18 protein-coding genes and 1 rRNA gene are annotated in these 22,359 nt (G+C 51.5%); 10 read left to right on the forward strand and 9 right to left on the reverse strand.

All coding sequences use genetic code 11. The annotated features are described in order from the left end of the window. Window positions 1–19: 19 nt before the first annotated feature. The 4 genes from AC6EMZ_RS20940 to ompL all read left to right on the forward strand — a co-directional run bounded on the left by AC6EMZ_RS20940 (window position 20) and on the right by ompL (window position 5,702). Window positions 20–2,044, forward strand: coding sequence for an alpha-glucosidase (locus AC6EMZ_RS20940; protein WP_498404758.1), 2,025 nt, complete (start codon window positions 20–22; stop codon window positions 2,042–2,044). 45 nt (window positions 2,045–2,089) lie between these two features. Further along, the gene (locus AC6EMZ_RS20945) at window positions 2,090–3,472 is read left to right on the forward strand and encodes an MFS transporter (RefSeq protein WP_498404759.1); all 1,383 of its coding nucleotides are present in this window, start codon (window positions 2,090–2,092) and stop codon (window positions 3,470–3,472) included. A 44-nt stretch (window positions 3,473–3,516) separates the two neighbouring features. Beyond that, window positions 3,517–4,941 carry an MFS transporter gene (locus AC6EMZ_RS20950; RefSeq protein WP_498404760.1) on the forward strand — a complete coding sequence of 475 codons (1,425 nt, stop codon included), beginning with the start codon at window positions 3,517–3,519 and terminating at the stop codon, window positions 4,939–4,941. A gap of 74 nt (window positions 4,942–5,015) precedes the next feature. Then, window positions 5,016–5,702, forward strand: coding sequence for a porin OmpL (ompL, locus tag AC6EMZ_RS20955; RefSeq protein WP_498404761.1), 687 nt, complete (start codon window positions 5,016–5,018; stop codon window positions 5,700–5,702). 59 nt (window positions 5,703–5,761) lie between these two features. Here the strand turns inward: ompL and typA are convergent, their stop codons facing one another. Beyond that, window positions 5,762–7,588, reverse strand: coding sequence for a ribosome-dependent GTPase TypA (gene typA / locus AC6EMZ_RS20960; RefSeq protein ID WP_498404762.1), 1,827 nt, complete (start codon window positions 7,586–7,588; stop codon window positions 5,762–5,764). Window positions 7,589–7,967: 379 nt separating this feature from the next. On the opposite strand from typA, the gene glnA reads away from it, so the two are divergent. The 3 genes from glnA (at window position 7,968) to glnG (ending at window position 12,034) form a co-directional block, all read left to right on the forward strand. After that, on the forward strand, window positions 7,968–9,377 hold the full coding sequence (gene glnA / locus AC6EMZ_RS20965) for a glutamate--ammonia ligase (protein WP_498404763.1): 1,410 nt from the start codon (window positions 7,968–7,970) through the stop codon (window positions 9,375–9,377). A 183-nt stretch (window positions 9,378–9,560) separates the two neighbouring features. Further along, window positions 9,561–10,610, forward strand: a complete 1,050-nt coding sequence (gene glnL / locus AC6EMZ_RS20970; protein WP_498404765.1) for a nitrogen regulation protein NR(II) — start codon at window positions 9,561–9,563, stop codon at window positions 10,608–10,610. 11 nt (window positions 10,611–10,621) lie between these two features. Beyond that, window positions 10,622–12,034, forward strand: coding sequence for a nitrogen regulation protein NR(I) (glnG, locus tag AC6EMZ_RS20975; protein WP_498404766.1), 1,413 nt, complete (start codon window positions 10,622–10,624; stop codon window positions 12,032–12,034). A gap of 38 nt (window positions 12,035–12,072) precedes the next feature. On the opposite strand, the gene hemN is transcribed toward glnG, so the two are convergent. Then, window positions 12,073–13,446 (reverse strand): oxygen-independent coproporphyrinogen III oxidase, encoded by a 1,374-nt coding sequence (gene hemN, locus AC6EMZ_RS20980; RefSeq protein ID WP_498404767.1) that lies wholly within the window; start codon window positions 13,444–13,446, stop codon window positions 12,073–12,075. A 188-nt stretch (window positions 13,447–13,634) separates the two neighbouring features. Further along, entirely contained in the window at window positions 13,635–14,150 is a 516-nt protein-coding gene (gene yihI / locus AC6EMZ_RS20985) for a Der GTPase-activating protein YihI (protein WP_498404768.1), read from the reverse strand. 579 nt (window positions 14,151–14,729) lie between these two features. Between yihI and yihA the strand changes: the two genes are divergently transcribed. Beyond that, a complete protein-coding gene (gene yihA / locus AC6EMZ_RS20990) occupies window positions 14,730–15,362 on the forward strand; it encodes a ribosome biogenesis GTP-binding protein YihA/YsxC (RefSeq protein ID WP_498404769.1) in 633 nt (210 codons plus the stop codon). A 99-nt stretch (window positions 15,363–15,461) separates the two neighbouring features. Here yihA and spfP read toward each other — a convergent pair whose 3' ends face one another. The 5 genes from spfP to AC6EMZ_RS21015 form a co-directional block, all read right to left on the reverse strand. Next, window positions 15,462–15,509, reverse strand: coding sequence for a small protein SpfP (gene spfP / locus AC6EMZ_RS20995; protein ID WP_071892919.1), 48 nt, complete (start codon window positions 15,507–15,509; stop codon window positions 15,462–15,464). A 166-nt stretch (window positions 15,510–15,675) separates the two neighbouring features. After that, complete coding sequence (gene polA / locus AC6EMZ_RS21000) at window positions 15,676–18,468, reverse strand: DNA polymerase I (protein ID WP_498404770.1); 2,793 nt, start codon at window positions 18,466–18,468, stop codon at window positions 15,676–15,678. 567 nt (window positions 18,469–19,035) lie between these two features. After that, window positions 19,036–19,659 (reverse strand): thiol:disulfide interchange protein DsbA, encoded by a 624-nt coding sequence (dsbA, locus tag AC6EMZ_RS21005; RefSeq protein WP_498404772.1) that lies wholly within the window; start codon window positions 19,657–19,659, stop codon window positions 19,036–19,038. A gap of 26 nt (window positions 19,660–19,685) precedes the next feature. After that, window positions 19,686–20,672, reverse strand: a complete 987-nt coding sequence (locus tag AC6EMZ_RS21010; protein WP_498404773.1) for a serine/threonine protein kinase — start codon at window positions 20,670–20,672, stop codon at window positions 19,686–19,688. Between the two features lie 75 nt (window positions 20,673–20,747). After that, window positions 20,748–21,017, reverse strand: coding sequence for a YihD family protein (locus AC6EMZ_RS21015; protein WP_498404774.1), 270 nt, complete (start codon window positions 21,015–21,017; stop codon window positions 20,748–20,750). Window positions 21,018–21,085: 68 nt separating this feature from the next. Here AC6EMZ_RS21015 and mobA point away from each other — a divergent pair, with 68 nt between their 5' ends. Together mobA and mobB are read left to right on the forward strand one after the other, a co-directional pair. Beyond that, window positions 21,086–21,670 (forward strand): molybdenum cofactor guanylyltransferase MobA, encoded by a 585-nt coding sequence (gene mobA / locus AC6EMZ_RS21020; RefSeq protein WP_498404775.1) that lies wholly within the window; start codon window positions 21,086–21,088, stop codon window positions 21,668–21,670. Continuing rightward, window positions 21,667–22,173 carry a molybdopterin-guanine dinucleotide biosynthesis protein MobB gene (mobB, locus tag AC6EMZ_RS21025; protein ID WP_498404776.1) on the forward strand — a complete coding sequence of 169 codons (507 nt, stop codon included), beginning with the start codon at window positions 21,667–21,669 and terminating at the stop codon, window positions 22,171–22,173. Before mobA ends, mobB begins: the two co-directional genes overlap by 4 nt. 69 nt (window positions 22,174–22,242) lie before the next feature. Here the strand turns inward: mobB and rrf are convergent. Continuing rightward, window positions 22,243–22,358, reverse strand: a 5S ribosomal RNA gene (gene rrf, locus AC6EMZ_RS21030). Window position 22,359: the final 1 nt, after the last annotated feature.

Here is a 22,359-nt window from a genome sequence, read left to right on the forward strand (position 1 = left end):
CCAGATGGATGGAGATCTTATGAGTACCCTACACAATATTACCCTGACAAATACCGGTAACGGCTTCACCCTGAGCTGGCAAGATCGCCTGATTTTGTCGCATACCGACGAAAACCCGTGCCTGTGGATTGGCGCAGGCGAAGCGGACATTGAGATGTTTCGCGGCAATTTCAGCATCAAAGACAAGCTCAACGAAAAGATTGCCCTGACCGAAGCGACTATCGCGAAGCAAAGCGCGGGCTGGGCGGTTCGCTTTACCCGCGGCGATACGGTGAGCGCCACGCTGTTAGTTGGCACCGATAAGCAGGGCCGCCTTGAGCTGAAACTTAAAAATGATGCCACCAGCCACAATCGCATCTGGCTGCGGCTGGCAGCCCAGCCAGAAGATCATATTTACGGCTGCGGCGAGCAGTTCTCTTATTTCGATCTGCGCGGTAAACCGTTCCCGCTGTGGACCAGTGAACAGGGCGTGGGCCGTAACAAACAGACCTACGTCACCTGGCAGGCCGACTGCAAAGAGAACGCGGGCGGTGATTATTACTGGACCTTCTTCCCACAACCCACGTTCGTCAGCACGCAGAAGTATTACTGCCATGTCGACAACAGCTGCTACATGAACTTCGACTTTAGCGCGCCCGAGTTCCACGAGCTGGCATTCTGGGAAGATAATGCCACCCTGCGCTTCGAATGTGCGGAAACCTACGTCGATCTGCTGGAAAAACTGACCGGGCTGCTGGGCCGTCAGCCTGAGTTGCCGGACTGGGTTTACGACGGCGTGACGCTCGGCATTCAGGGCGGCACCGACGTTTGCCAGAACAAGCTGGATACCATGCGAAACGGCGGCGTGAAGGTCAACGGCATCTGGGCGCAGGACTGGTCCGGCATTCGAATGACCTCTTTCGGCAAGCGCGTGATGTGGAACTGGAAGTGGAACAGCGAGCTGTATCCGCAGCTTGATGAACGCATCCCGCAGTGGAAAGACGAAGGCGTGCAGTTCCTCTCCTATATCAACCCGTATCTCGCCAGTGACAAAGAGTTGTGCGAAGTGGCCTCTCAACGTGGCTATTTGACCAAAGACGCTCACGGCAAGGATTACCACGTCGAGTTCGGCGAGTTTTATGCGGGCGTTATCGATCTGACCAATCCAGAAGCCTACGACTGGTTCAAAGAGGTGATCAAAAAGAACCTGATCGAACTGGGCTGCGGCGGCTGGATGGCCGACTTTGGCGAATATCTGCCGACCGATACCTTCCTGCATAACGGCGTGAGCGCGGAGATCATGCATAACGCCTGGCCTGCGCTGTGGGCGAAATGTAACTACGAAGCGCTGGAGGAGACCGGCAAGCTCGGGGAGATCCTGTTCTTTATGCGCGCGGGTTATACGGGCAGCCAGAAACACTCGGTGATGATGTGGGCGGGCGATCAGAACGTCGACTGGAGCCTGGACGATGGGCTGGCCTCGGTGGTTCCGGCGGCGCTGTCGCTGGCGATGACCGGACACGGCCTGCACCACAGCGATATCGGCGGGTACACCACGCTGTTCGACATGAAGCGCAGCAAAGAGCTGCTGCTGCGCTGGTGCGACTTCAGCGCCTTTACGCCGATGATGCGCACCCACGAAGGTAACCGCCCAGGCGATAACTGGCAGTTTGACGGCGATGCCGAAACCATCGCCCACTTCGCGCGGATGACTACCGTCTTCACCACGCTGAAACCCTACATCAAAGACGCGGTGGCGCAGAACGCCAAAAGCGGACTGCCGGTGATGCGTCCACTGTTCCTGCACTACGAGGACGACGCGCAGGCCTACACGCTGAAATACCAGTATCTGTTTGGCCGCGATCTGCTGGTGGCTCCGGTGCATGAACAGGGCCGTCGCGACTGGACGCTTTATCTGCCACAGGACTGCTGGGTGAACGCGTGGACCGGCGAAGTGCATCAGGGCGGTGAAGTGACCGTTGATGCCCCGCTCGGCAAACCGCCGGTCTTCTATCGCCAGCAAAGCGAATGGACCGAGCTGTTCGACACCTTACGTCACATTTGATAAGGCTCGCCCGCGGGGAAACCTGCGGGCAGACGGAGAATAATAATGAGTCAAACATCATCCGATCCGGCAACCCTACGATTGCCGTTTAAAGAAAAACTCGCCTATGGGATGGGCGATCTGGGCTCCAATATCCTGTTGGATATCGGCACGCTGTATCTGCTGAAATTCTACACCGACGTGCTGGAGCTACCGGGGACCTACGGCGGCATTATCTTCTTGATCGCCAAGTTCTTTACCGCGTTTACCGATATGGGTACCGGGATTATGCTCGACTCGCGGCGCAAGATTGGGCCGAAGGGTAAGTTCCGTCCGTTCGTACTCTATGCCGCGTTCCCGGTGACGCTGCTGGCGATCGCTAACTTTGTCGGTACCTCTTTTGAGGTCACCGGCAAGACGGTGATGGCGACCGTGCTGTTCATGCTGTATGGCCTGTTCTTTAGCATGATGAACTGTTCCTACGGCGCGATGGTGCCCGCTATGACTAAAAATCCTGACGAGCGCGCCTCGCTGGCGGCGTGGCGTCAGGGCGGCGCCACGCTCGGCCTGCTGCTGTGTACCGTGGGCTTTGTGCCGGTGATGAACCTGATTGAGGGCAATTCCCAGCTCGGCTATATCTTTGCCGCCACGCTGTTTTCGCTCTTTGGTCTGTTCTTTATGTGGTGGTGCTATCGCGGCGTGAAAGAACGCTATGTCGAGCCTCAGCCCGCGCATCCGACGCAGAAACCGGGGTTGTTGCAGTCCTTCCGCGCCATTGCGGGCAACCGACCGCTGTTTATCCTCTGTATCGCTAACCTGTGCACGCTGGGCGCATTTAACGTCAAGCTGGCCATTCAGGTTTACTACACGCAGTACGTGCTCAACGACCCGATTCTGTTGTCGTATATGGGCTTCTTCAGCATGGGCTGCATTTTTATCGGCGTCTTTATGATGCCCGGTGCGGTGCGTCGCTTCGGCAAGAAAAAAGTCTATATCAGCGGGCTGCTTATCTGGGTCGCGGGCGATCTTTTGAACTACTTCTTCGGCGGCGGCTCGGTCAGCTTTGTTGCGTTCTCATGCCTGGCGTTCTTCGGCTCCGCGTTCGTGAACAGCCTGAACTGGGCGCTGGTTTCCGATACGGTCGAATACGGCGAGTGGCGTACCGGCGTGCGTTCAGAGGGAACGGTCTACACCGGATTTACTTTCTTTCGCAAGGTGTCGCAAGCGCTGGCGGGCTTCTTCCCCGGCATTATGCTGACCCAAATCGGCTATATGCCCAACGTGGTGCAATCGGCGGGAACGGTGGAAGGTTTGCGGCAGCTGATCTTCATCTATCCCAGCATCCTGGCGGTGGCCACTATCGTGGCGATGGGATGTTTCTATAACCTCAACGAGAAGATGTACGTGCGTATCGTTGAAGAGATAGAACTGCGTAAACGTCCAGCCTGAATGACTTTGAAATAGCGCTCTTCGGGGCGCTATGAGGATCGACTATGAACCACAACACTGATCCGTTAACCCTGAAGCTGAGCCTGCGCGAGAAGTGCGCCTACGGGATGGGCGATTTTGGCTCGAACCTGATGCTGTGTATTGGCACGCTGTATTTGCTGAAGTTTTACACCGACGAGTTGGGTATGCCAGCGTTTTACGGCGGCATTATTTTTCTGGTGGCGAAATTCTTCACCGCCTTCACCGACATGCTGACCGGCGTGCTACTGGATTCACGGCGTAATATTGGTGAACGGGGCAAATTCAGACCGTTTATTTTGTACGCCTCCGTTCCGGTCGCGCTGGTGGCGACGGCGCAGTTTCTGGCGAATGACTTTAGCCTGACGGTGAAAACGGCCATCGCCACCATACTGTTTATGATGTTTGGACTGTTCTACAGCCTGATGAACTGCTCCTACGGGGCGATGGTGCCCGCCATCACCAAAAATCCGAACGAGCGTGCGCACCTTGCCGCCTGGCGTCAGGGCGGGGCAACGATCGGATTGTTGCTCTGTACCGTCGGCTTTATGCCGATTCAGGCGCTGTTCGTGAGCCAGCCGTCGCTGGGTTATCTGGTGGCAGCACTGCTGTTCGTGACCCTTGGGCTGTTCTGCATGTGGTGGTGTTATAGCGGCGTGAAGGAGCGCTACGTTGAGGTGACACCCGCTCACCATAAGCCCGGCATCATGAAATCGTTCTACGCCATTTTTCGCAACCCGCCGCTGCTGGTGTTGTGTATCGCCAATCTGTGTACGCTGGCGGCCTTTAACATCAAGCTCGCGATTCAGGTCTATTACACCCAGTACGTGCTCAACGATATTCATCTGCTGTCGTGGATGGGATTTTTCAGCATGGGCTGCATTCTGGTGGGCGTGTTCCTGGTACCCGGTGCGGTGAAGCGCTTTGGCAAGAAGCAGGTCTATCTGGGCGGGCTGACGCTGTGGGCCGTGGGCGATGTACTGAACTTTGTCTGGGGGAGCAGTTCGCTGTCGTTTGTGCTGTTTTCCTGCATGGCGTTTTTCGGTACGGCGTTTGTGAATAGCCTGAACTGGGCGCTAGTGCCGGATACCGTGGACTACGGCGAGTGGAAAACGGGCATTCGTGCAGAAGGCTCGGTTTATACCGGCTATACGTTTTCGCGCAAAATCTCCGCCGCGCTCGCTGGATTCCTGCCGGGCATTATGCTGACGCAGATTGGCTATATTCCCCACGCGGTACAGAGCGCAGGCACCCTGCTCGGCCTGCGTCAGTTGATATTTCTGTGGCCATGTGGCCTGGCGATTGTTGCCGCCATCACCATGGGACTGTTTTATAAACTCAACGAAGCGCGCTTCGCTTTTATTATTGAGGAGATTGGGAAACGAAAAAAACACCCTACACCGATGACTGAAATGACCCGCGAAAATAAAGCGTCAGCTGTCACTTTATAACGATAAATCTGGCCGGTATTCCCTTCCTGTTTACAGGAGGGGCGGCCCTTCTGTACCTGACACATGGAAGAATTATGAAAAAAATAGCCACTGCCTTACTGATTTCATCGGTTTCATGCTCGGCATTTGCCGGTGCCTACGTCGAAACGCGTGAGGCCTATAACACCGCCTCTGAACTGCATGAAGTTATCCTGCGCGCCGGATATAACTTTGATATGGGCGCGGGGCTGATGTTCACCAACGCCTATAACGTCGGAAAATGGGATGAGCTGAAACACAGCTATAACGAAATCGAGGGCTGGTATCCGTTGTTCAAACCTACCGACAAATTGACCTTCCAGCCTGGTGGGTTAATTAACGACAGCAGCGATGGATCCGGTGGAGCGATTTATCTGGATACCAACTATAAATTTGTCGACTGGTTTAATCTGACGTTTCGCTATCGCTATAACCATAATAATTACGATACGCCGGACTATAACGGTGAGATGGATAAAAACGATACCCACGAGTTTGCCAATTACTGGAACTTCAAATTAACCGATGCGTTTTCCTATACCTTTGAACCACACTTCTTCCAACGGGTGAATGATTACCGCAGCAAAAACGGCAAAGACCATCATTGGGAAATCACCAACAAATTTAGCTATAAAATCGATCGCAACTGGATGCCGTACATGGAGCTTCAGTGGCTTGATCGGTGGAATGATTACAACCGCGAGCAGTACCGTATTCGCTTAGGGTTACGCTATTCGTTTTAATAAAAAAGCCGCTGAATATCAGCGGCTTTTCGCACTACGCACCTTACAAAGGTATCGTATTAGTCTTTAGAACCGCCACGGCCCGCACGTTTACGGTCGTTCTCGGTCAGGTGACGTTTACGGATACGTACGGAGGTAGGAGTCACTTCTACCAGTTCGTCGTCATCGATAAATTCCAGAGCCTGCTCAAGAGACATTTTCTGTGCTGGAACCAGCGTGGTTGCTTCGTCAGTACCGGAAGCACGCATGTTGGTCAGTTTCTTACCGGTCAGGCAGTTTACAGTCAGGTCGTTAGAACGACTGTGAATACCGATGATCTGGCCTTCGTAAACTTCTGCACCGTGACCCAGGAACAGCTTACCGCGATCCTGCAGGCTGAACAGTGCGAATGCGACTGCTTTACCCTGGCCGTTAGAAATCAGTACGCCATTCTGGCGCTGGCCGATTTCACCCGGTTTAACGTCATCGTAGTGGCTGAAAGTGGAGTACAGCAGACCGGTACCGGAAGTCATGGTCATGAACTCGGTACGGAAGCCGATCAGGCCACGTGCCGGGATCAGGTAATCCAGACGAATACGGCCTTTGCCGTCAGGGATCATGTCTTTGACATCGCCCTTACGCTCGCCCATTGCCTGCATCACAGAACCCTGGTGCTGTTCTTCGATATCCAGAGTCACGTTCTCGAACGGCTCTTGCAGACGACCATCGATCATACGGTTGATAACTTTCGGACGGGACACAGCCAGTTCGAAGCCTTCACGACGCATGTTTTCGATAAGAACAGACAAGTGCAGCTCGCCACGACCGGATACACGGAACGCGTCCGCATCTTCGGTTTCTTCAACGCGCAACGCAACGTTGTGCACCAGCTCTTTGTTCAGGCGGTCAAGGATCTGACGAGAGGTAACATATTTACCTTCTTTGCCACAGAACGGAGAGGTGTTGACGTTGAAGAACATGGTTACGGTCGGTTCATCAACAGACAGGGCTGGCAGCGCTTCGACGTTTTGCGGATCGCAAAGGGTGTCGGAGATGTTCAGCTCGCCCAGACCGGTGATAGCAATGATATCGCCCGCTTCGGCTTCGGTGGATTCAATACGCTCCAGACCGAGGTGAGTCAGTACTTTACCGACTTTACCGTTACGTGTTTTACCTTCGCTGTCGATGACAGTGATCTGCTGGTTAGGCTTCACTTTACCGCGCTTGATACGACCAATGCCGATTACGCCAACGTAGTTGTTGTAATCCAGCTGAGAGATCTGCATCTGGAACGGACCATCAAGGTCAACGCTTGGTGCTTTAACGTGGTCAACAATCGCCTGATACAGCGGGGTCATATCTTCCGCCATGTCAGTGTGTTCGTTGCCCGCGATACCCATCAATGCAGATGCATAGATGATTGGGAAATCAAGCTGTTCGTCGCTTGCGTCCAGGTTAACGAACAGGTCGAAGACCTGATCCACAACCCAGTCAGGACGCGCGCCAGGACGGTCAACTTTGTTAATAACCACGATTGGCTTCAAACCATGGGCAAATGCCTTTTTGGTTACGAAGCGCGTCTGCGGCATTGGGCCATCCATTGCGTCAACGACCAGCAGAACGGAGTCTACCATGGACATTACACGTTCAACTTCACCACCGAAGTCGGCGTGCCCTGGGGTATCAACGATGTTGATACGGTAGTCATTCCATTTGATAGCGGTGTTTTTAGCGAGGATGGTAATCCCACGCTCTTTCTCCAAATCGTTGGAGTCCATCACGCGTTCAGTGGCTTCAGCACGTTCATTACTGAAAGTACCGGATTGCTGCAGCAGCTTATCAACCAAGGTAGTTTTACCATGGTCAACGTGCGCGATGATGGCGATATTACGCAGATTTTCGATCACAACTTTGCCTCAGGCATTTTAGAAATAGCGCGTTATTGTACACGGATTAAGCGCAGGACTAAACAGGATCACAAACATCCTCCGCAAACAAGTATTGCAGAGTTGCTTTGTGACCGCTTTCACGCCGCATTAAAAGTGCACTTTAACGAAATTTGCACCAAGATGGTGCTCAACGATCGCGTTGAAGCACTATACTGGTGCAAGATGACTATCGTGGTGCAGCTCAATTGCACTATGACATGCATGATAACGCCTTTTTGGGGTGATTTAAAAGTTGGCACAGATTTCGCTTTATAAAAAATATGGCAACAACGCCTGAATATTAGAATTTGAAGACCTCGTTACCACGACGACAATGACCAATCCGGGAGAGTTAAGTATGTCCGCTGAACACGTTTTGACGATGCTGAACGAACACGAAGTGAAGTTTGTTGACCTGCGCTTCACCGATACCAAAGGCAAAGAACAGCACGTCACAATTCCTGCTCACCAGGTAAATGCCGAATTCTTTGAAGAAGGCAAAATGTTTGACGGCTCCTCGATTGGTGGCTGGAAAGGTATCAACGAATCTGACATGGTTCTGATGCCAGATGCTTCTACCGCGCTCATTGACCCGTTCTTCGAAGAGTCTACCCTGATCATCCGTTGCGATATCCTCGAGCCAGGCACGCTGCAGGGCTACGACCGCGACCCGCGCTCTATCGCAAAACGCGCTGAAGAATATCTGCGTTCTACTGGTCTGGCAGACACCGTGCTGTTTGGGCCAGAACCCGAGTTCTTCCTGTTTGACGATATCCGTTTTGGTGCGTCTATCTCCGGTTCCCACGTTGCTATCGATGATATCGAGGGTGCCTGGAACTCCTCCACCAAATACGAAGGCGGTAACAAAGGTCACCGTCCAGGCGTGAAAGGCGGTTACTTCCCGGTTCCTCCGGTCGACTCTTCTCAGGACATCCGCTCTACCATGTGTTTGATCATGGAAGAGATGGGTCTGGTAGTTGAAGCGCACCACCACGAAGTGGCCACCGCGGGTCAGAACGAAATCGCCACCCGCTTTAACACCATGACCAAGAAAGCGGACGAAATTCAGATTTACAAATACGTCGTGCATAACGTTGCTCACCGTTTCGGTAAGACCGCCACCTTCATGCCTAAACCAATGTTTGGTGACAACGGTTCCGGCATGCACTGCCACATGTCCCTGTCCAAGAACGGTGTGAACCTGTTCTCTGGTGACAAATATGCTGGTCTGTCCGAGCAGGCACTGTTCTACATTGGCGGCGTTATCAAGCACGCTAAAGCGATTAACGCCCTGGCGAACCCGACGACCAACTCCTACAAGCGTTTGGTCCCGGGCTACGAAGCGCCAGTTATGCTGGCTTATTCAGCGCGTAACCGCTCTGCTTCCATCCGTATCCCAGTGGTGTCTTCACCGAAAGCACGTCGTATCGAAGTACGCTTCCCGGATCCAGCGGCTAACCCGTACCTGTGCTTTGCGGCCCTGCTGATGGCGGGTCTTGATGGCATCAAGAACAAAATCCACCCTGGCGAAGCGATGGACAAAAACCTGTACGATCTGCCTCCAGAAGAAGCGAAAGAGATCCCACAGGTTGCCGGTTCTCTGGAAGAAGCACTGAACGCGCTGGACGCTGACCGTGAATTCCTGACGGCGGGTGGCGTGTTCACCGACGACGCTATCGATGCCTACATCGCGCTGCGTATTGAAGAAAACGACCGTGTTCGCATGACGCCACACCCGGTTGAGTTTGAGCTGTACTACAGCGTTTAATAGTTAAAGGGTTTCGCGCGACGCTTTTAGCGCGAACCCAAAGCTGTTTTTGTTGCCGTGGAAACTTTCAGCCCATCTCCGGATGGGCTTTTTTCTCCAGCAACAATCTGATCCCACGCGCTTTTTGCGATGATAACGCTATACTGCACTAAAGTAGTGCAGCCAACTCCAGGAGACTGCTTAATGGCAACTGGCACGCTGCCCGATGCTGGGCAGATCCTCAATTCCCTCATCAACAGTATCTTACTGGTCGACGACGAACTGGCGGTTCATTACGCCAATCCTGCGGCGCAACAGCTGCTCGCCCAAAGTTCGCGTAAGTTGTTCGGTTCACCGTTACCAGAACTGTTGAGCTATTTTTCTCTGAACATTGCCTTGATGCAGGAAAGCCTGCTGGCGGGCCAGGGATTTACCGATAACGAAGTCACCCTGGTAATCGACGGGCGTTCGCATATTCTTTCGCTCACCGCGCAAAGACTGCCTGATGGATTAATCCTGCTGGAAATGGCGCCGATGGATAATCAGCGACGTCTCAGCCAGGAGCAGCTCCAGCACGCACAGCAGATTGCGGCACGCGATCTGGTACGAGGCCTCGCCCATGAGATAAAAAACCCGCTGGGTGGACTACGCGGCGCAGCACAGCTATTAACCAAAGCACTGCCCGACCCTGCACTTGCCGAATATACCAATGTCATCATTGAGCAAGCCGATCGGCTACGCAACCTGGTCGACCGTTTACTGGGCCCACAGCAGCCGGGCATGCATATCACCGAAAGTATTCACAAAGTCGCCGAGCGCGTCGTAAAGCTGGTGTCGATGGAGCTTCCGTCCAACGTTACGCTGATTCGCGATTACGACCCGAGCTTGCCTGAACTCCCGCACGATCCAGACCAGGTTGAACAGGTTCTGTTGAATATCGTGCGTAACGCACTTCAGGCATTAGGCCCAGAGGGCGGAGAGATTGTTCTGCGAACCCGTACGGCATTCCAGCTGACGCTGCACGGCGTGCGTTATCGCCTGGCGGCCAGAATTGACGTTGAAGACAACGGGCCAGGCATCCCGTCGCAACTTCAGGACACATTGTTCTACCCGATGGTGAGTGGCCGTGAAGGCGGTACCGGGCTTGGATTGTCCATTGCCCGTAATCTGATCGATCAACACTCCGGCAAAATTGAATTTACCAGTTGGCCGGGTCATACCGAGTTTTCGGTTTACCTGCCAATAAAAAAATAAAGGTGACGACGATGCAACGAGGGATAGTCTGGGTAGTCGATGATGATAGTTCGATCCGCTGGGTGCTTGAACGTGCACTGACCGGAGCGGGCTTAAACTGCACCACCTTTGAAAGTGGTAGCGAAGTGCTCGATGCGCTCATCACCAAAACCCCGGATGTGCTGCTTTCGGACATTCGTATGCCGGGAATGGACGGGCTGGCGCTGCTAAAGCAAATCAAACAACGCCACCCGATGCTTCCGGTCATCATAATGACCGCTCACTCCGACCTGGATGCCGCCGTTAGCGCGTACCAGCAAGGTGCTTTTGATTACCTGCCAAAACCCTTTGATATCGACGAAGCGGTGGCGTTGGTTGAGCGCGCGATTAGCCATTATCAGGAACAACAACAGCCACGTAATGCGCCAGTGTTTGGCCCCACGACGGATATCATTGGTGAAGCCCCTGCCATGCAGGACGTGTTTCGCATTATTGGCCGCCTGTCGCGTTCGTCCATTAGCGTGCTGATAAACGGTGAGTCCGGGACCGGTAAAGAACTGGTTGCTCACGCGTTGCACCGCCATAGCCCGCGCGCTAAAGCGCCTTTTATCGCACTGAATATGGCCGCTATACCAAAAGACCTGATTGAGTCCGAGCTGTTCGGCCACGAGAAAGGCGCATTTACCGGCGCGAATACGATTCGTCAGGGTCGTTTTGAACAAGCCGACGGCGGTACGCTGTTCCTCGATGAAATCGGTGATATGCCGATGGACGTGCAAACTCGCCTGCTTCGCGTCCTGGCTGACGGGCAGTTTTATCGCGTGGGGGGTTATGCGCCGGTGAAGGTGGACGTGCGTATTATCGCTGCGACGCACCAGAACCTGGAGCAGCGCGTGCAGGAAGGCAAGTTCCGCGATGATTTGTTCCATCGTTTGAACGTGATTCGCGTCCACCTGCCACCGCTGCGCGAGCGCCGCGAAGATATTCCGCGTCTGGCGCGTCATTTTTTACAGGACGCAGCACGTGAACTGGGCGTTGAAGCGAAACTGCTTCATCCCGAAACGGATGCCGCCCTGACGCGTCTGGCCTGGCCGGGTAACGTGCGTCAGTTAGAAAATACCTGCCGTTGGCTCACCGTGATGGCTGCTGGCCAGGAAGTGTTGATTCAGGATTTACCCAGCGAACTGTTTGAGTCAACCGCTCCGGAGAGCAGCAACGGGCAATCATTACCAGACAGTTGGGCAACGCTTCTGGCGCAATGGGCCGATCGCGCCCTGCGTTCCGGTCATCAAAACCTGCTATCAGAAGCCCAGCCAGAGATGGAGCGTACGTTGCTGACAACGGCACTGCGACACACTCAAGGCCATAAACAGGAAGCGGCTCGCCTGCTGGGTTGGGGGCGTAATACCCTGACCCGCAAGCTGAAAGAGTTGGGAATGGAATAAGATGAGATTTCCCGGAGCCGCATGGCTCCGGGGAACCATTAAATGACTCTTGAGAATTGCTGCAAGCGCGCTTTCTGGCGCAGATAGGCGTCAAAGCACATGCAGATATTACGAATCAATAAGCGCCCTTTTGGCGTGACCTGAATCGCTTTATCCGTCACATCCACCAGCCCATCTTTCGCCAGCGGTGCGAGCAGTTTCAAATCCTCAGCAAAATAATCCCGGAATTCGAGCGCCCACGGGGTTTCAATGTCGGCAAAATCGAGGCGGAAGTTACAAATCAGCGCCTTGATAACGTCCCGGCGGATACAGTCATCTCGCGTGAGTGCGATACCGCGCCACAGGGCGTTACCGGTTTCATCCACCTGTTGATAATACTGTTTGAGCTCTTTTTGATTTTGCGCGTAACAGTCGCCAATCATGCTTATGGCTGAAACGCCCATGCCCAGCAAATCGCTGTCGCCCTGGGTGGTGTAGCCCTGGAAGTTGCGATGCAGTACGCCTTCGCGCTGTGCGATAGCCAGCTCGTCATCCGGACGGGCAAAGTGATCCATCCCGATAAATTGATAGCCGGTTTCCGTCAGCGAAGTGATGGTTTCTTGCAGGATGTCCAGTTTCTGCTGCGCGGACGGCAGATCGGCATCCTTAATTTTACGCTGTGCAGCAAACAGCGTGGGGAGATGCGCGTAGTTGAATACGCTCAGGCGGTCTGGGTTTAGCTCGGCAACGCGCTTAAGCGTGAATGCAAAACTTTCTGGCGTCTGTTTTGGCAGGCCGTATATTAGGTCGATATTGGTTGAGGTAAAGCCGATATCACGCGCGTGGTTCAGCAGCGCAAAGATAAATTCTTCGTCCTGCTCGCGGTTCACGAGGCGCTGCACTTCTTTGTTGAAGTCCTGCACGCCCATGCTCAGGCGGTTAAAGCCTTCACCGCGTAAGTGATCCAGCACATCGAGCTCAATTTCACGCGGATCGACCTCGATCGAAATTTCTGCATCCTCGTTAAAATTGAAGTTCGCGCGCAGGAGCATCATCAGGCGGCTAATTTGCGCCTTGTTGAGATAGGTTGGCGTGCCGCCACCCCAGTGCAGCTGGCTAACGTGACGCCCAGCGAAAAGCGGCGCACGGTGGAGAATTTCTTGCTCAAGCGCATCCAGATACTGATCGGCCTTGTGCTGCTGACGGGTGACAATTTTATTGCAGCCGCAGAAATAGCAGAGCTTGTGACAGAAAGGGATGTGAACATACAGCGAAAGCGGACGCTCGGGATAGCGCACCACGGCCTGCTGAAAATCGGTCTCGCCGAAGGTTTCTGCAAACTCGAGCGCTGTCGGATACGAGGTGTAACGCGGCCCAGAATAGTTATATTTTTGGATCAGGGCCAGATCCCAATCGATAGTTGGTATAGACATGCTCACTCCTTCCGTTGGTATCGCGTTCGTTTACGGCGGCCCGTTTTGACCCCATTACGAGCCATCATCCGGGTGCGCAACAACCTCTGTCGCCGCGACAACCGCCGTAGTTTAACGAATAACCACACCAGATAACATATAACCGGAAGGGTTATAAGCAGGACCAAAGAGCCCGCTGGGTGCAAATGTTAGTTTCCACCTTTCAGCAGACGCATTAAATCGTCCTGCTTTTCTTCTTCTTCTTCGTCTTCATCGTCGTAAGAAAGACCGAGTTGCTGCATCAGCTCATCGATACGATCGAGCTTAGCATCGACCCATTTCTGCTCTTCTGCATTCAGGCTTTCACCTGCTTCAAGACGTTCCAGCAGCGCGTCCAGGCGCTCGTCGTTCTCCAGCGTATCCAACTCAGCCTGCGGTGAAAGCATAGGTTTCTCGCTCTTTGGTTTTTGCTGCCTGGTTACCGGGGTAGTAGTGGTAACGCCCAGTGCGATTGGCGTTTTACTGCCGATACGCGGATCTTTCTGTTTGGAATTCTGTGCAGAGGAACCTGCATCACCGCTACCATTTGCACGGCTACCGGCGGAATGACCGCTGTGCTTTTTCACACGCTTACGATCGCGCGCTTCCTGATTTAATTCTTCACGGGTCTTACGGTGCGCTTTTGCAGGGCGTTTAGCGCCCGATGCAGAGGTTGGTTTTTTCATGGTGCCTTATCTTTAAGCCATTTTCTTCAGTATAGAATTGCGGCGAAATCTAGCAGAAAGCAAGCAAAGAAAAAAGGCGACAGAGCAATCTGTCGCCTTTTTTCCTGACTCTCAACCCTTAACGGGTCTAACAATCCATGTTTGCCTACAACTAACCCTGTTTATCCCTTAGCGGCTACCGTCCGTGATACGGTTCCTTATCCTTGTTCAACGCCTCCAAAGCGCCGGTCATCCTGACAATCCTGAGTCTTCGCCTCCTGGCGTTCCTGACCCTTATCCTTAAGTCATTATCCTGTTGGCGTCCTCGCCTTGGGTGCTACTTTACCTTTTTCCGTTAATCTGACAAGCGGTGAAAAGGTACAGAAATGGATTTTCAGATTATTACTTAAAACTAAAGATATGATTTTTATAATATTGTACTTTTTTCACCCTGCGATTTCTCTTAAATGTCCCATAGTATGAATGGTCAATGTCTTACATTTTTAAAGGCTTTTACTTACAGCGCCGAAGCGAAGGGAAAAGCCTTTTGCCCGCATTCAGGTATACTCCCCTCAGATTACGATTTTTGGAGACGACCACGTGACTACCTGGAACTATAAACAGACGCATTTTGTCACCAGCGCGCCTGATATTCGCCATTTACCCTCTGATACGGGAATTGAAGTGGCATTTGCTGGGCGCTCCAATGCGGGAAAATCCAGCGCCCTGAATACACTGACTAACCAGAAAAGCCTGGCGCGTACCTCAAAAACGCCTGGCCGTACCCAGCTGATTAACCTCTTTGAAGTCGTGGAGGGGAAACGCCTGGTGGATTTACCGGGCTATGGCTATGCGCAAGTCCCGGAAGAGATGAAGATTAAGTGGCAGCGCGCACTGGGTGAATATCTCGAAAAACGCCAGTGCCTGAAGGGCCTGGTGATCCTGATGGATATTCGCCATCCTCTGAAAGATCTCGATCAGCAGATGATTCATTGGGCAGTTGAAAGCGATATTGAAGTCCTGGTACTGCTCACCAAAGCCGATAAGCTGGCAAGCGGTGCGCGCAAAGCGCAGGTCAATATGGTTCGGGAAGCGGTACAGGCATTCAACGGTGATGTGCAGGTTGAACCGTTTTCATCGTTGAAGAAACAGGGAGTTGATAAGCTCAGCCAAAAGCTGGATAGCTGGTTTAACGAGCTGGAACCCGCAGTGGAAGCAGAAGCGGAAGAGTAAGAACAAGCGCGGCGATGTCCGCGCTTTTTTTTGTCCAAATATTTTCTTTGCCGCAATAAAAAACGCCCCAGTCATTACTGACTGGGGCGGCTAAAATATTCAGCCAAATCCGATTACGTGAAGTAAAAGGTCTGAAAGATAGAACATCTTACCTCTGTACCCTACGTCGATAACTCTACTCTTTTTTTATCGCTGGACAAAGCACTTTTTGTAGTTTTTTTTCACTCTTTACATAGGTAAATCTAATGACCGTCACAAAATATCGTCGGTTATGTTGCTTACTTACAGAAACAGCGAGTCATTCATTGAACACTTAGTGAGCTTGATCCCAGTTTTCACCGCTTCCCACTTCCACCAGCAATGGCACGTCTAGTTTCATGCTGCTTTCCATGAGTTCATGAATTTTTTTGGAGACTTTTTCCAGGTCTTCGTGATGCACTTCGAATACCAGTTCATCGTGAACCTGCATGATCATGCTTACACGTGGTTTATCTTTTTCCAGCCAAGCATCAACGGCGATCATTGCACGTTTAATGATATCTGCTGCCGTACCCTGCATCGGTGCGTTGATTGCAGCACGTTCAGCACCAGCACGACGTGCGGCATTGCTGGACTGGATATCCGGTAGGTAGAGGCGTCGACCGTCTAACGTTTCGACGTACCCTTTCTCCTTCGCCTGCGCGCGCGTCCGCTCCATGTATTCAAGGACGCCAGGGTAACGTTCAAAGTAAAGATCCATGTACTTCTGCGACTCTTTGCGCGGGATGTTCAACTGACGTGAAAGGCCAAATGCGCTCATTCCGTAGATCAAACCGAAGTTAATCGCCTTAGCGCTGCGTCGCTGCTCGTTGGTCACACTATCCAGTGGCAGACCAAATACTTCCGCAGCGGTTGCGCGGTGGATATCTTTCCCTTCAGCAAAGGCAGCCAGCAAGCCTTTATCGCGCGAGAGGTGCGCCATAATGCGCAGTTCGATTTGCGAGTAGTCAGCGGCAACGATCAGATAATCTTTCGGGGCAATGAACGCTTGGCGAATACGGCGGCCTTCTTCGCTGCGAACCGGGATATTCTGCAAATTAGGATCGGTGGAGGACAAACGTCCGGTCGCCGTCACCGCCTGATGGTAGGAGGTATGCACGCGCCCTGTTTTTGGATTGATCATCAGCGGCAGCTTGTCGGTGTAGGTCGATTTGAGCTTCGCTAAGCCGCGATATTGCAGAATCACTTTGGGTAACGGATAGTCTAACGCGAGTTCTTCCAGTACCTCTTCAGAGGTTGAAGGCGCGCCACCCGGGGTTTTCTTCAACGGCTTGATACCTTGCTTTTCAAACAGAATAGTTTGCAGTTGCTTAGTGGAGGCCAGGTTAAATGCTTCACCCGCTATTTCATGCGCTTTGAGCTCAAGTTCATTCAGGCGAATAGCAATTTCTTCAGAATGCTTATGCAGCACTGCTGGATCGATTTTGACGCCATTGCGCTCAATGCGAGAAATGACAGGCACCAGCGGAATTTCGATGTTCTCGAAAATGTTCAGCGGCCCTTCCAGCTTTTGCAGCTTGGGCCACATTTTCAGATGCAGTTGCAGCGTGACATCAGCATCTTCCGCCGCATAGCGACCCGCTTCTTCAAGGGCAATCTGATTAAACGTCAGCTGATTTTTACCCTTTCCAGCAATCTCTTCGAAGGTGATGGTCTTGTGCTTCAGCCAGCGATCGGATAGCGAGTCCATATCATGACGACCCGCGACGCTATCCAGAATGTAGGATTCAAGCATAGTGTCGAAAGCAATACCACGCAGTTCGATACCATAATTTTGCAAGATTCCACGATCGAACTTGAGGTTTTGTCCAACCTTGAGCGCTTTGTCATCTTCAAGAAGAGGTTTGAGTAGCTCAAGTACGCGTTCTCGAGGTATCTGATTTGGTGCATCCAGATAATCATGAGCCACAGGCACATACGCGGCAATGCCTGGCTCCACCGCAAATGAGAGTCCGACCATGTTAGCTGAGATATTATCGAGACTGTCCGTTTCGGTATCAAATGCAAAGACCGGTGCTTTTTTCAGTTTCTCAATCCAGGCGATCAGCTGCGTTTCTTCAAGAATGGTTTCATAATGCTCAGACGATAACGCCGTAGCTTCTTCTTCCACTTCACTTTCAGCATCGACAACGATCGTCTCTTTTGGCTTAGCAGCCGTTTTTGCGCCTTTCGCCTGCATCCATTTTCCGGCTTCAATATCTGCGATCCAGCGTTTGAACTCATACTTCTTAAACAGGCCCAGCAGCTCATCGTCTGCGGGTTGCTGGACTTCCAGCTGCTCGCAGGTGAGTTCCAGCTCGACGTCCGTTTTAATGGTCGCCAGTTTGTAGGAGAGGTAAGCCACCTCTTTGCTTTGCTCAAGCTTAGCAGCCATGGTTTTGGCACCACGGAAGGTCAGACCGGCAATTTTGTCCATTTCAGCATATAGCGTATCCAATCCCCCCAGGCCTTGCAGAAGTGCCTGAGCTGTTTTCTCGCCCACACCGGGTACGCCTGGAATGTTATCGGAGGAGTCACCCATCAGGGCAAGAAAATCGATAATAAGCTCTGGCGGCACGCCGTATTTAGTGGCCACTTCTTCCGGACCAAGAATAGTGTTGGTCATGGTATTTATCAGCGTTATGCCTGGCGCAACCAATTGCGCCATGTCTTTATCACCGGTGCTTATCAGTACCGGGCGGCCAAGCTTTTCTGCTTCGCGAGCGAGCGTACCGATAACATCGTCAGCCTCAACGCCAGAAACTGCCAACAAAGGCAGGCCCATCGCTTTAACCATGGTATGCAGCGGCTCGATTTGCGCACGCAAATCATCCGGCATAGGAGGACGATGAGATTTGTAATCTTCAAACAGTTCATCGCGGAAGGTTTTACCCTTTGCGTCAAAGACGACCGCGGCATGCGAAGGCTGATACTGAAGGATCAGACTTCGCAGCATGTTCAGCACGCCGTACATCGCGCCGGTGGGTTCCCCTGCGCTGTTGGTCAGAGGAGGAAACGCATGATACGCCCGATACAGGTAAGAGGAGCCGTCGACGAGAATAAGAGGGTTTTCTGGGATCTGAACCATAATGTCCGTGCCTTTAATCAATTTATGGCTAAAGGATGCCACAGAAGGATGAAAACATCAGTTTTTAGCGCCTAAATCAGGTAAACATTTTGCGATCGTCGGGATCGCTCGCAAATTAAAATTGTGGATAACTTTGTGCATACTTTCATCGCGTATGAATAATCTAGTCACTATTATTTTTAAGATCTTTTATTTATCCTTATCTTTCATGGGGTTGAAAAACGATCGTGTCGATATATTCCCATGTGATGACTATTTACTCTATGTGGATATAAGACGCGTCTAATAGGGTTTTGCAGATAAATACTCTGTTGAGCTGACGATTGCACATGATCACCGTATGAAAGCACCCTCTCTCATCTTCTTTTCTATTAAAGTCGGCGCCCACCGTGTTTAACCCGGTCGTTAATACCACTTAAGCAATTGAAAAAGTTCATTATTAATGATAGGGGTTTTAAACGTCGATTCCAGCTGTGACCGAATGCGCTCTGGAATGAGAAAGGTATACAAATAGAAGCGATGAAATCTGTAAATAAAAACGCCGGTCATTGACCGGCGTTTTCACTTTTACTTCTTCTCGACCAGATGTTTCACCGTATCAGCATACTGCTGTACGAAGATATCCATACTGCTGGTATCCATGCCTTGAGGGTTAACCTGGTATTTTCCGTTAACAAACATGGCTGGTACGCCCTGGAGCTGGAGATCGGCAGCGGCTTTTTCCTGCTGCGCAACCAGGGATTTCACAACAAAGCTGTTCCATGCCGCGTCATAATCCTCACCTTTAACACCAGCATCTACAAACACCTTGCGGATGTCGGCAACCGTCTGAACAGACTGAGTTTTCTGTACTGCTTCAAACATAGGTGCAGTGATTTGGTCTTCCACACCCAGCGCGAGCGCTACTGCCCATGCCTGCGTCAAATCTTTGCCCAAAGGACCTAAGAATTCGACGTGGTATTTAGTCATTTTGGTGCCTTCAGGGAGCTTTTTCTTCACGTTATCGGAAACATGCAGAACTTCCTCAAACTGATAGCAGTGTGGGCAATAGAATGAGAAAAACTCAAGCACCTGAGGTTCACCGGCAACCGGCTTTTCCAGCGTAGTAAACTGCTTGCCATCGCTGAATTGAGCAGCAGATGCGCTAAATGCCAATATTACGCCTGCCAGCGCCAGCCATATTTTTTTCATGATCAACTTTCTCCTGATGTGTCCGATTAATACATTGGCGTTAATTGCAGTGGAGGTTCTTTGAGAACCTTAACCTGCTCAATAAATGTGGTTGTCTGGCTGCGCCAGTAGTCTTCCCCCGTAAGCCACGGGAAGTTTCGAGGAAATGCAGGGTCGTCCCAACGCCTGATTAACCATGCGAGATAATATACAAAACGCATCGCGCGTAAAGGCTCAATCAGGGCAATTTCGTCTGAATTGAAGGGACTAAACTCTTCATAAGCTTCAATAATGGTTTCAAGCTGCATACGCTGTTCGGCTTTATCACCATTCAGGAGCATCCACAGATCCTGAACAGCGGGCCCCATGCGGGCATCATCGAGATCGACAAATAATGGCCCATCTCGCCAAAGAATATTACCGGCATGGCAGTCCCCATGGAGGCGTAGCGTTTCTGCTTTATCATCCCAACGCACAGTGACTTCATCAATAAGTGCATCTGTTGCTTTGAGAAAATTGGCTTTCAATGAAGCTGGAATGAGATTGCAGGTTTCAAAAACCTGACGAGGATCGGTTAGATATTCCTGAATACCGATAGTAGGACGGGCGCTAAACGCTTTTTTGCGGCCCGTTTGGTGGATTCGGCCCAAATACCGAGCGACCCATTCCATCTGATCGATATTATCGGACTCAAATTGACGGCCACCCAGACTTGGGAACACCGCAAAGTAATAACCTTTATGCGTTAACAGCGTTTGATTATTAAATTGAATAGGTGCTGCGACAGGGACATCATCGCTCAACAGATCGAGCGTAAAGTCATGTTCTTCCTGAATTTGCTCAGCTGACCAACGTTGAGGGCGATAGAATTTAACAACGAAGCGCTGGCGATCCTCATCCTGGAATTGGTATACGCGATTTTCATAGCTGTTTAGCGGGGTAAGCCCGGAATCCACTCGAATGCCCTGGTCGAACAGCGCATCCATAATGGTATCCGGGTGTAGCGTCTGAAAAGTAAAAGCCTGGTCGTTCATCCGATCATCCGGAAAATATACGAATAATTTAGGATATCATTTAACAGCGACTTCGGTGGCGCCTCTTACAAGCTTTTACTCTTTAATTACCCCGCGAGCACGCAGTAATGCGGTTTTAAAATCATCCTCATAGTCTTTCTGAATACCGGGGATGACTGCATCTTTTGAAGAATCACGCATTTTGAGATGATAGATCAGGATGTCGTCAGAAAGGTCCGTCAATTCACCGTCATAACCTGACTCTTTCGCCAGTTTCTGTAAAAATTGGATCAAATTGAGTTCTGGATCTTTTTGCCAGGCTGGCTGGAGAAGTTCAATCACTTCGTTCAGGCGTTTACATTTCATGATGGTGCTCCTTTCATTGAGAGAGATACGTTATCAGGGTCAATCCCACATTAAAAGAGGCGATATTGGTGAATAAGTGCCGAGAAATTACCGGAGTCGTACTGGCAGGTGGAAGAGCGACACGTATGGGCGGGAAAGATAAGGGATTGCAGGAACTGCACGGCAAACCTTTATGGCAACATGTCGCCGATGCGCTTCAAGGTGAAGTGAAGGAAATCGTCATCAGTGCTAATCGCAATATCGATACTTATCAGCAAAGCGGATACACCGTTTATCAGGATACGTTGGCCGAATTTCCAGGTCCCCTGGCCGGTATGCTCTCTGTTATGCAGCAATCCGATAGTGAATGGTTTGTTTTTTGCCCTTGCGATACCCCCTTTATTCCTGCCTGTCTTGTTGAAAGACTGATCGACCAGCAACAAAGTGCTCCAGTAGTCTGGGTGTATGACGGGGAGCGCGATCACCCCACTATCACATTGATTAATAAGACGTTAATTTCAAAATTAGAGGATTATCTGCTATCAGGTGAGCGACGTGTGATGGTCTTCATGCGCCAGTCAGGGGGACATTCAGTCGATTTCAGTGATTTAACATCAGCTTTTATCAACGTGAATAGCACTGAAGATTTGCAATCTTTGCAGGAGAAAAGATGAAGCCTGTTCTGGCTATTGCCGCATGGAGCGGTACCGGGAAAACCATGCTCTTGAAAAAGCTTATTCCCGTACTTTGTGCCCGACATATCCGCCCGGGGTTAATCAAGCATACTCACCACAATATGGATGTCGATAAACCTGGCAAGGATAGCTATGAGTTGCGTAAAGCTGGAGCCGCTCAAACTCTGGTTGCCAGCGATCAACGGTGGGCATTAATGACAGAAACCCCCGATGAATCACCACTGGATCTAGCCTGGCTAGTAAGCCGTATGGATCATTCATCGCTGGATTTAGTGCTGGTTGAAGGCTTTAAGCATGAGTCAGTGGCTAAGATTTTGCTTTTTAGAAGCGATGCTGGGCATGACGTCAGCGAATTGGCACTGGATGAGCATGTTATTGCAGTGGCCAGCGACATTGAACTGCCGCTTGATGTAACGGTTCTAAATTTGAATGATGTTAATGAGATAGCGAGCTTTATTGAGGAATGGATGGCAGGCCGTTAGGCTTGTTTTTATTTTGTTTTAAATACGCAAAAAGGCCATCCTTGCGGATGGCCTTTTCGCTTAATTAATGCCTGGCAGTTCCCTACTCTCACATGGGGAGACCCCACACTACCATCGGCGCTACGGCGTTTCACTTCTGAGTTCGGCATGGGGTCAGGTGGGACCACCGCGCTAAAGCCGCCAGGC

It is taken from the genome of Enterobacter sp. SCRI0065 (genome assembly GCF_059766475.1).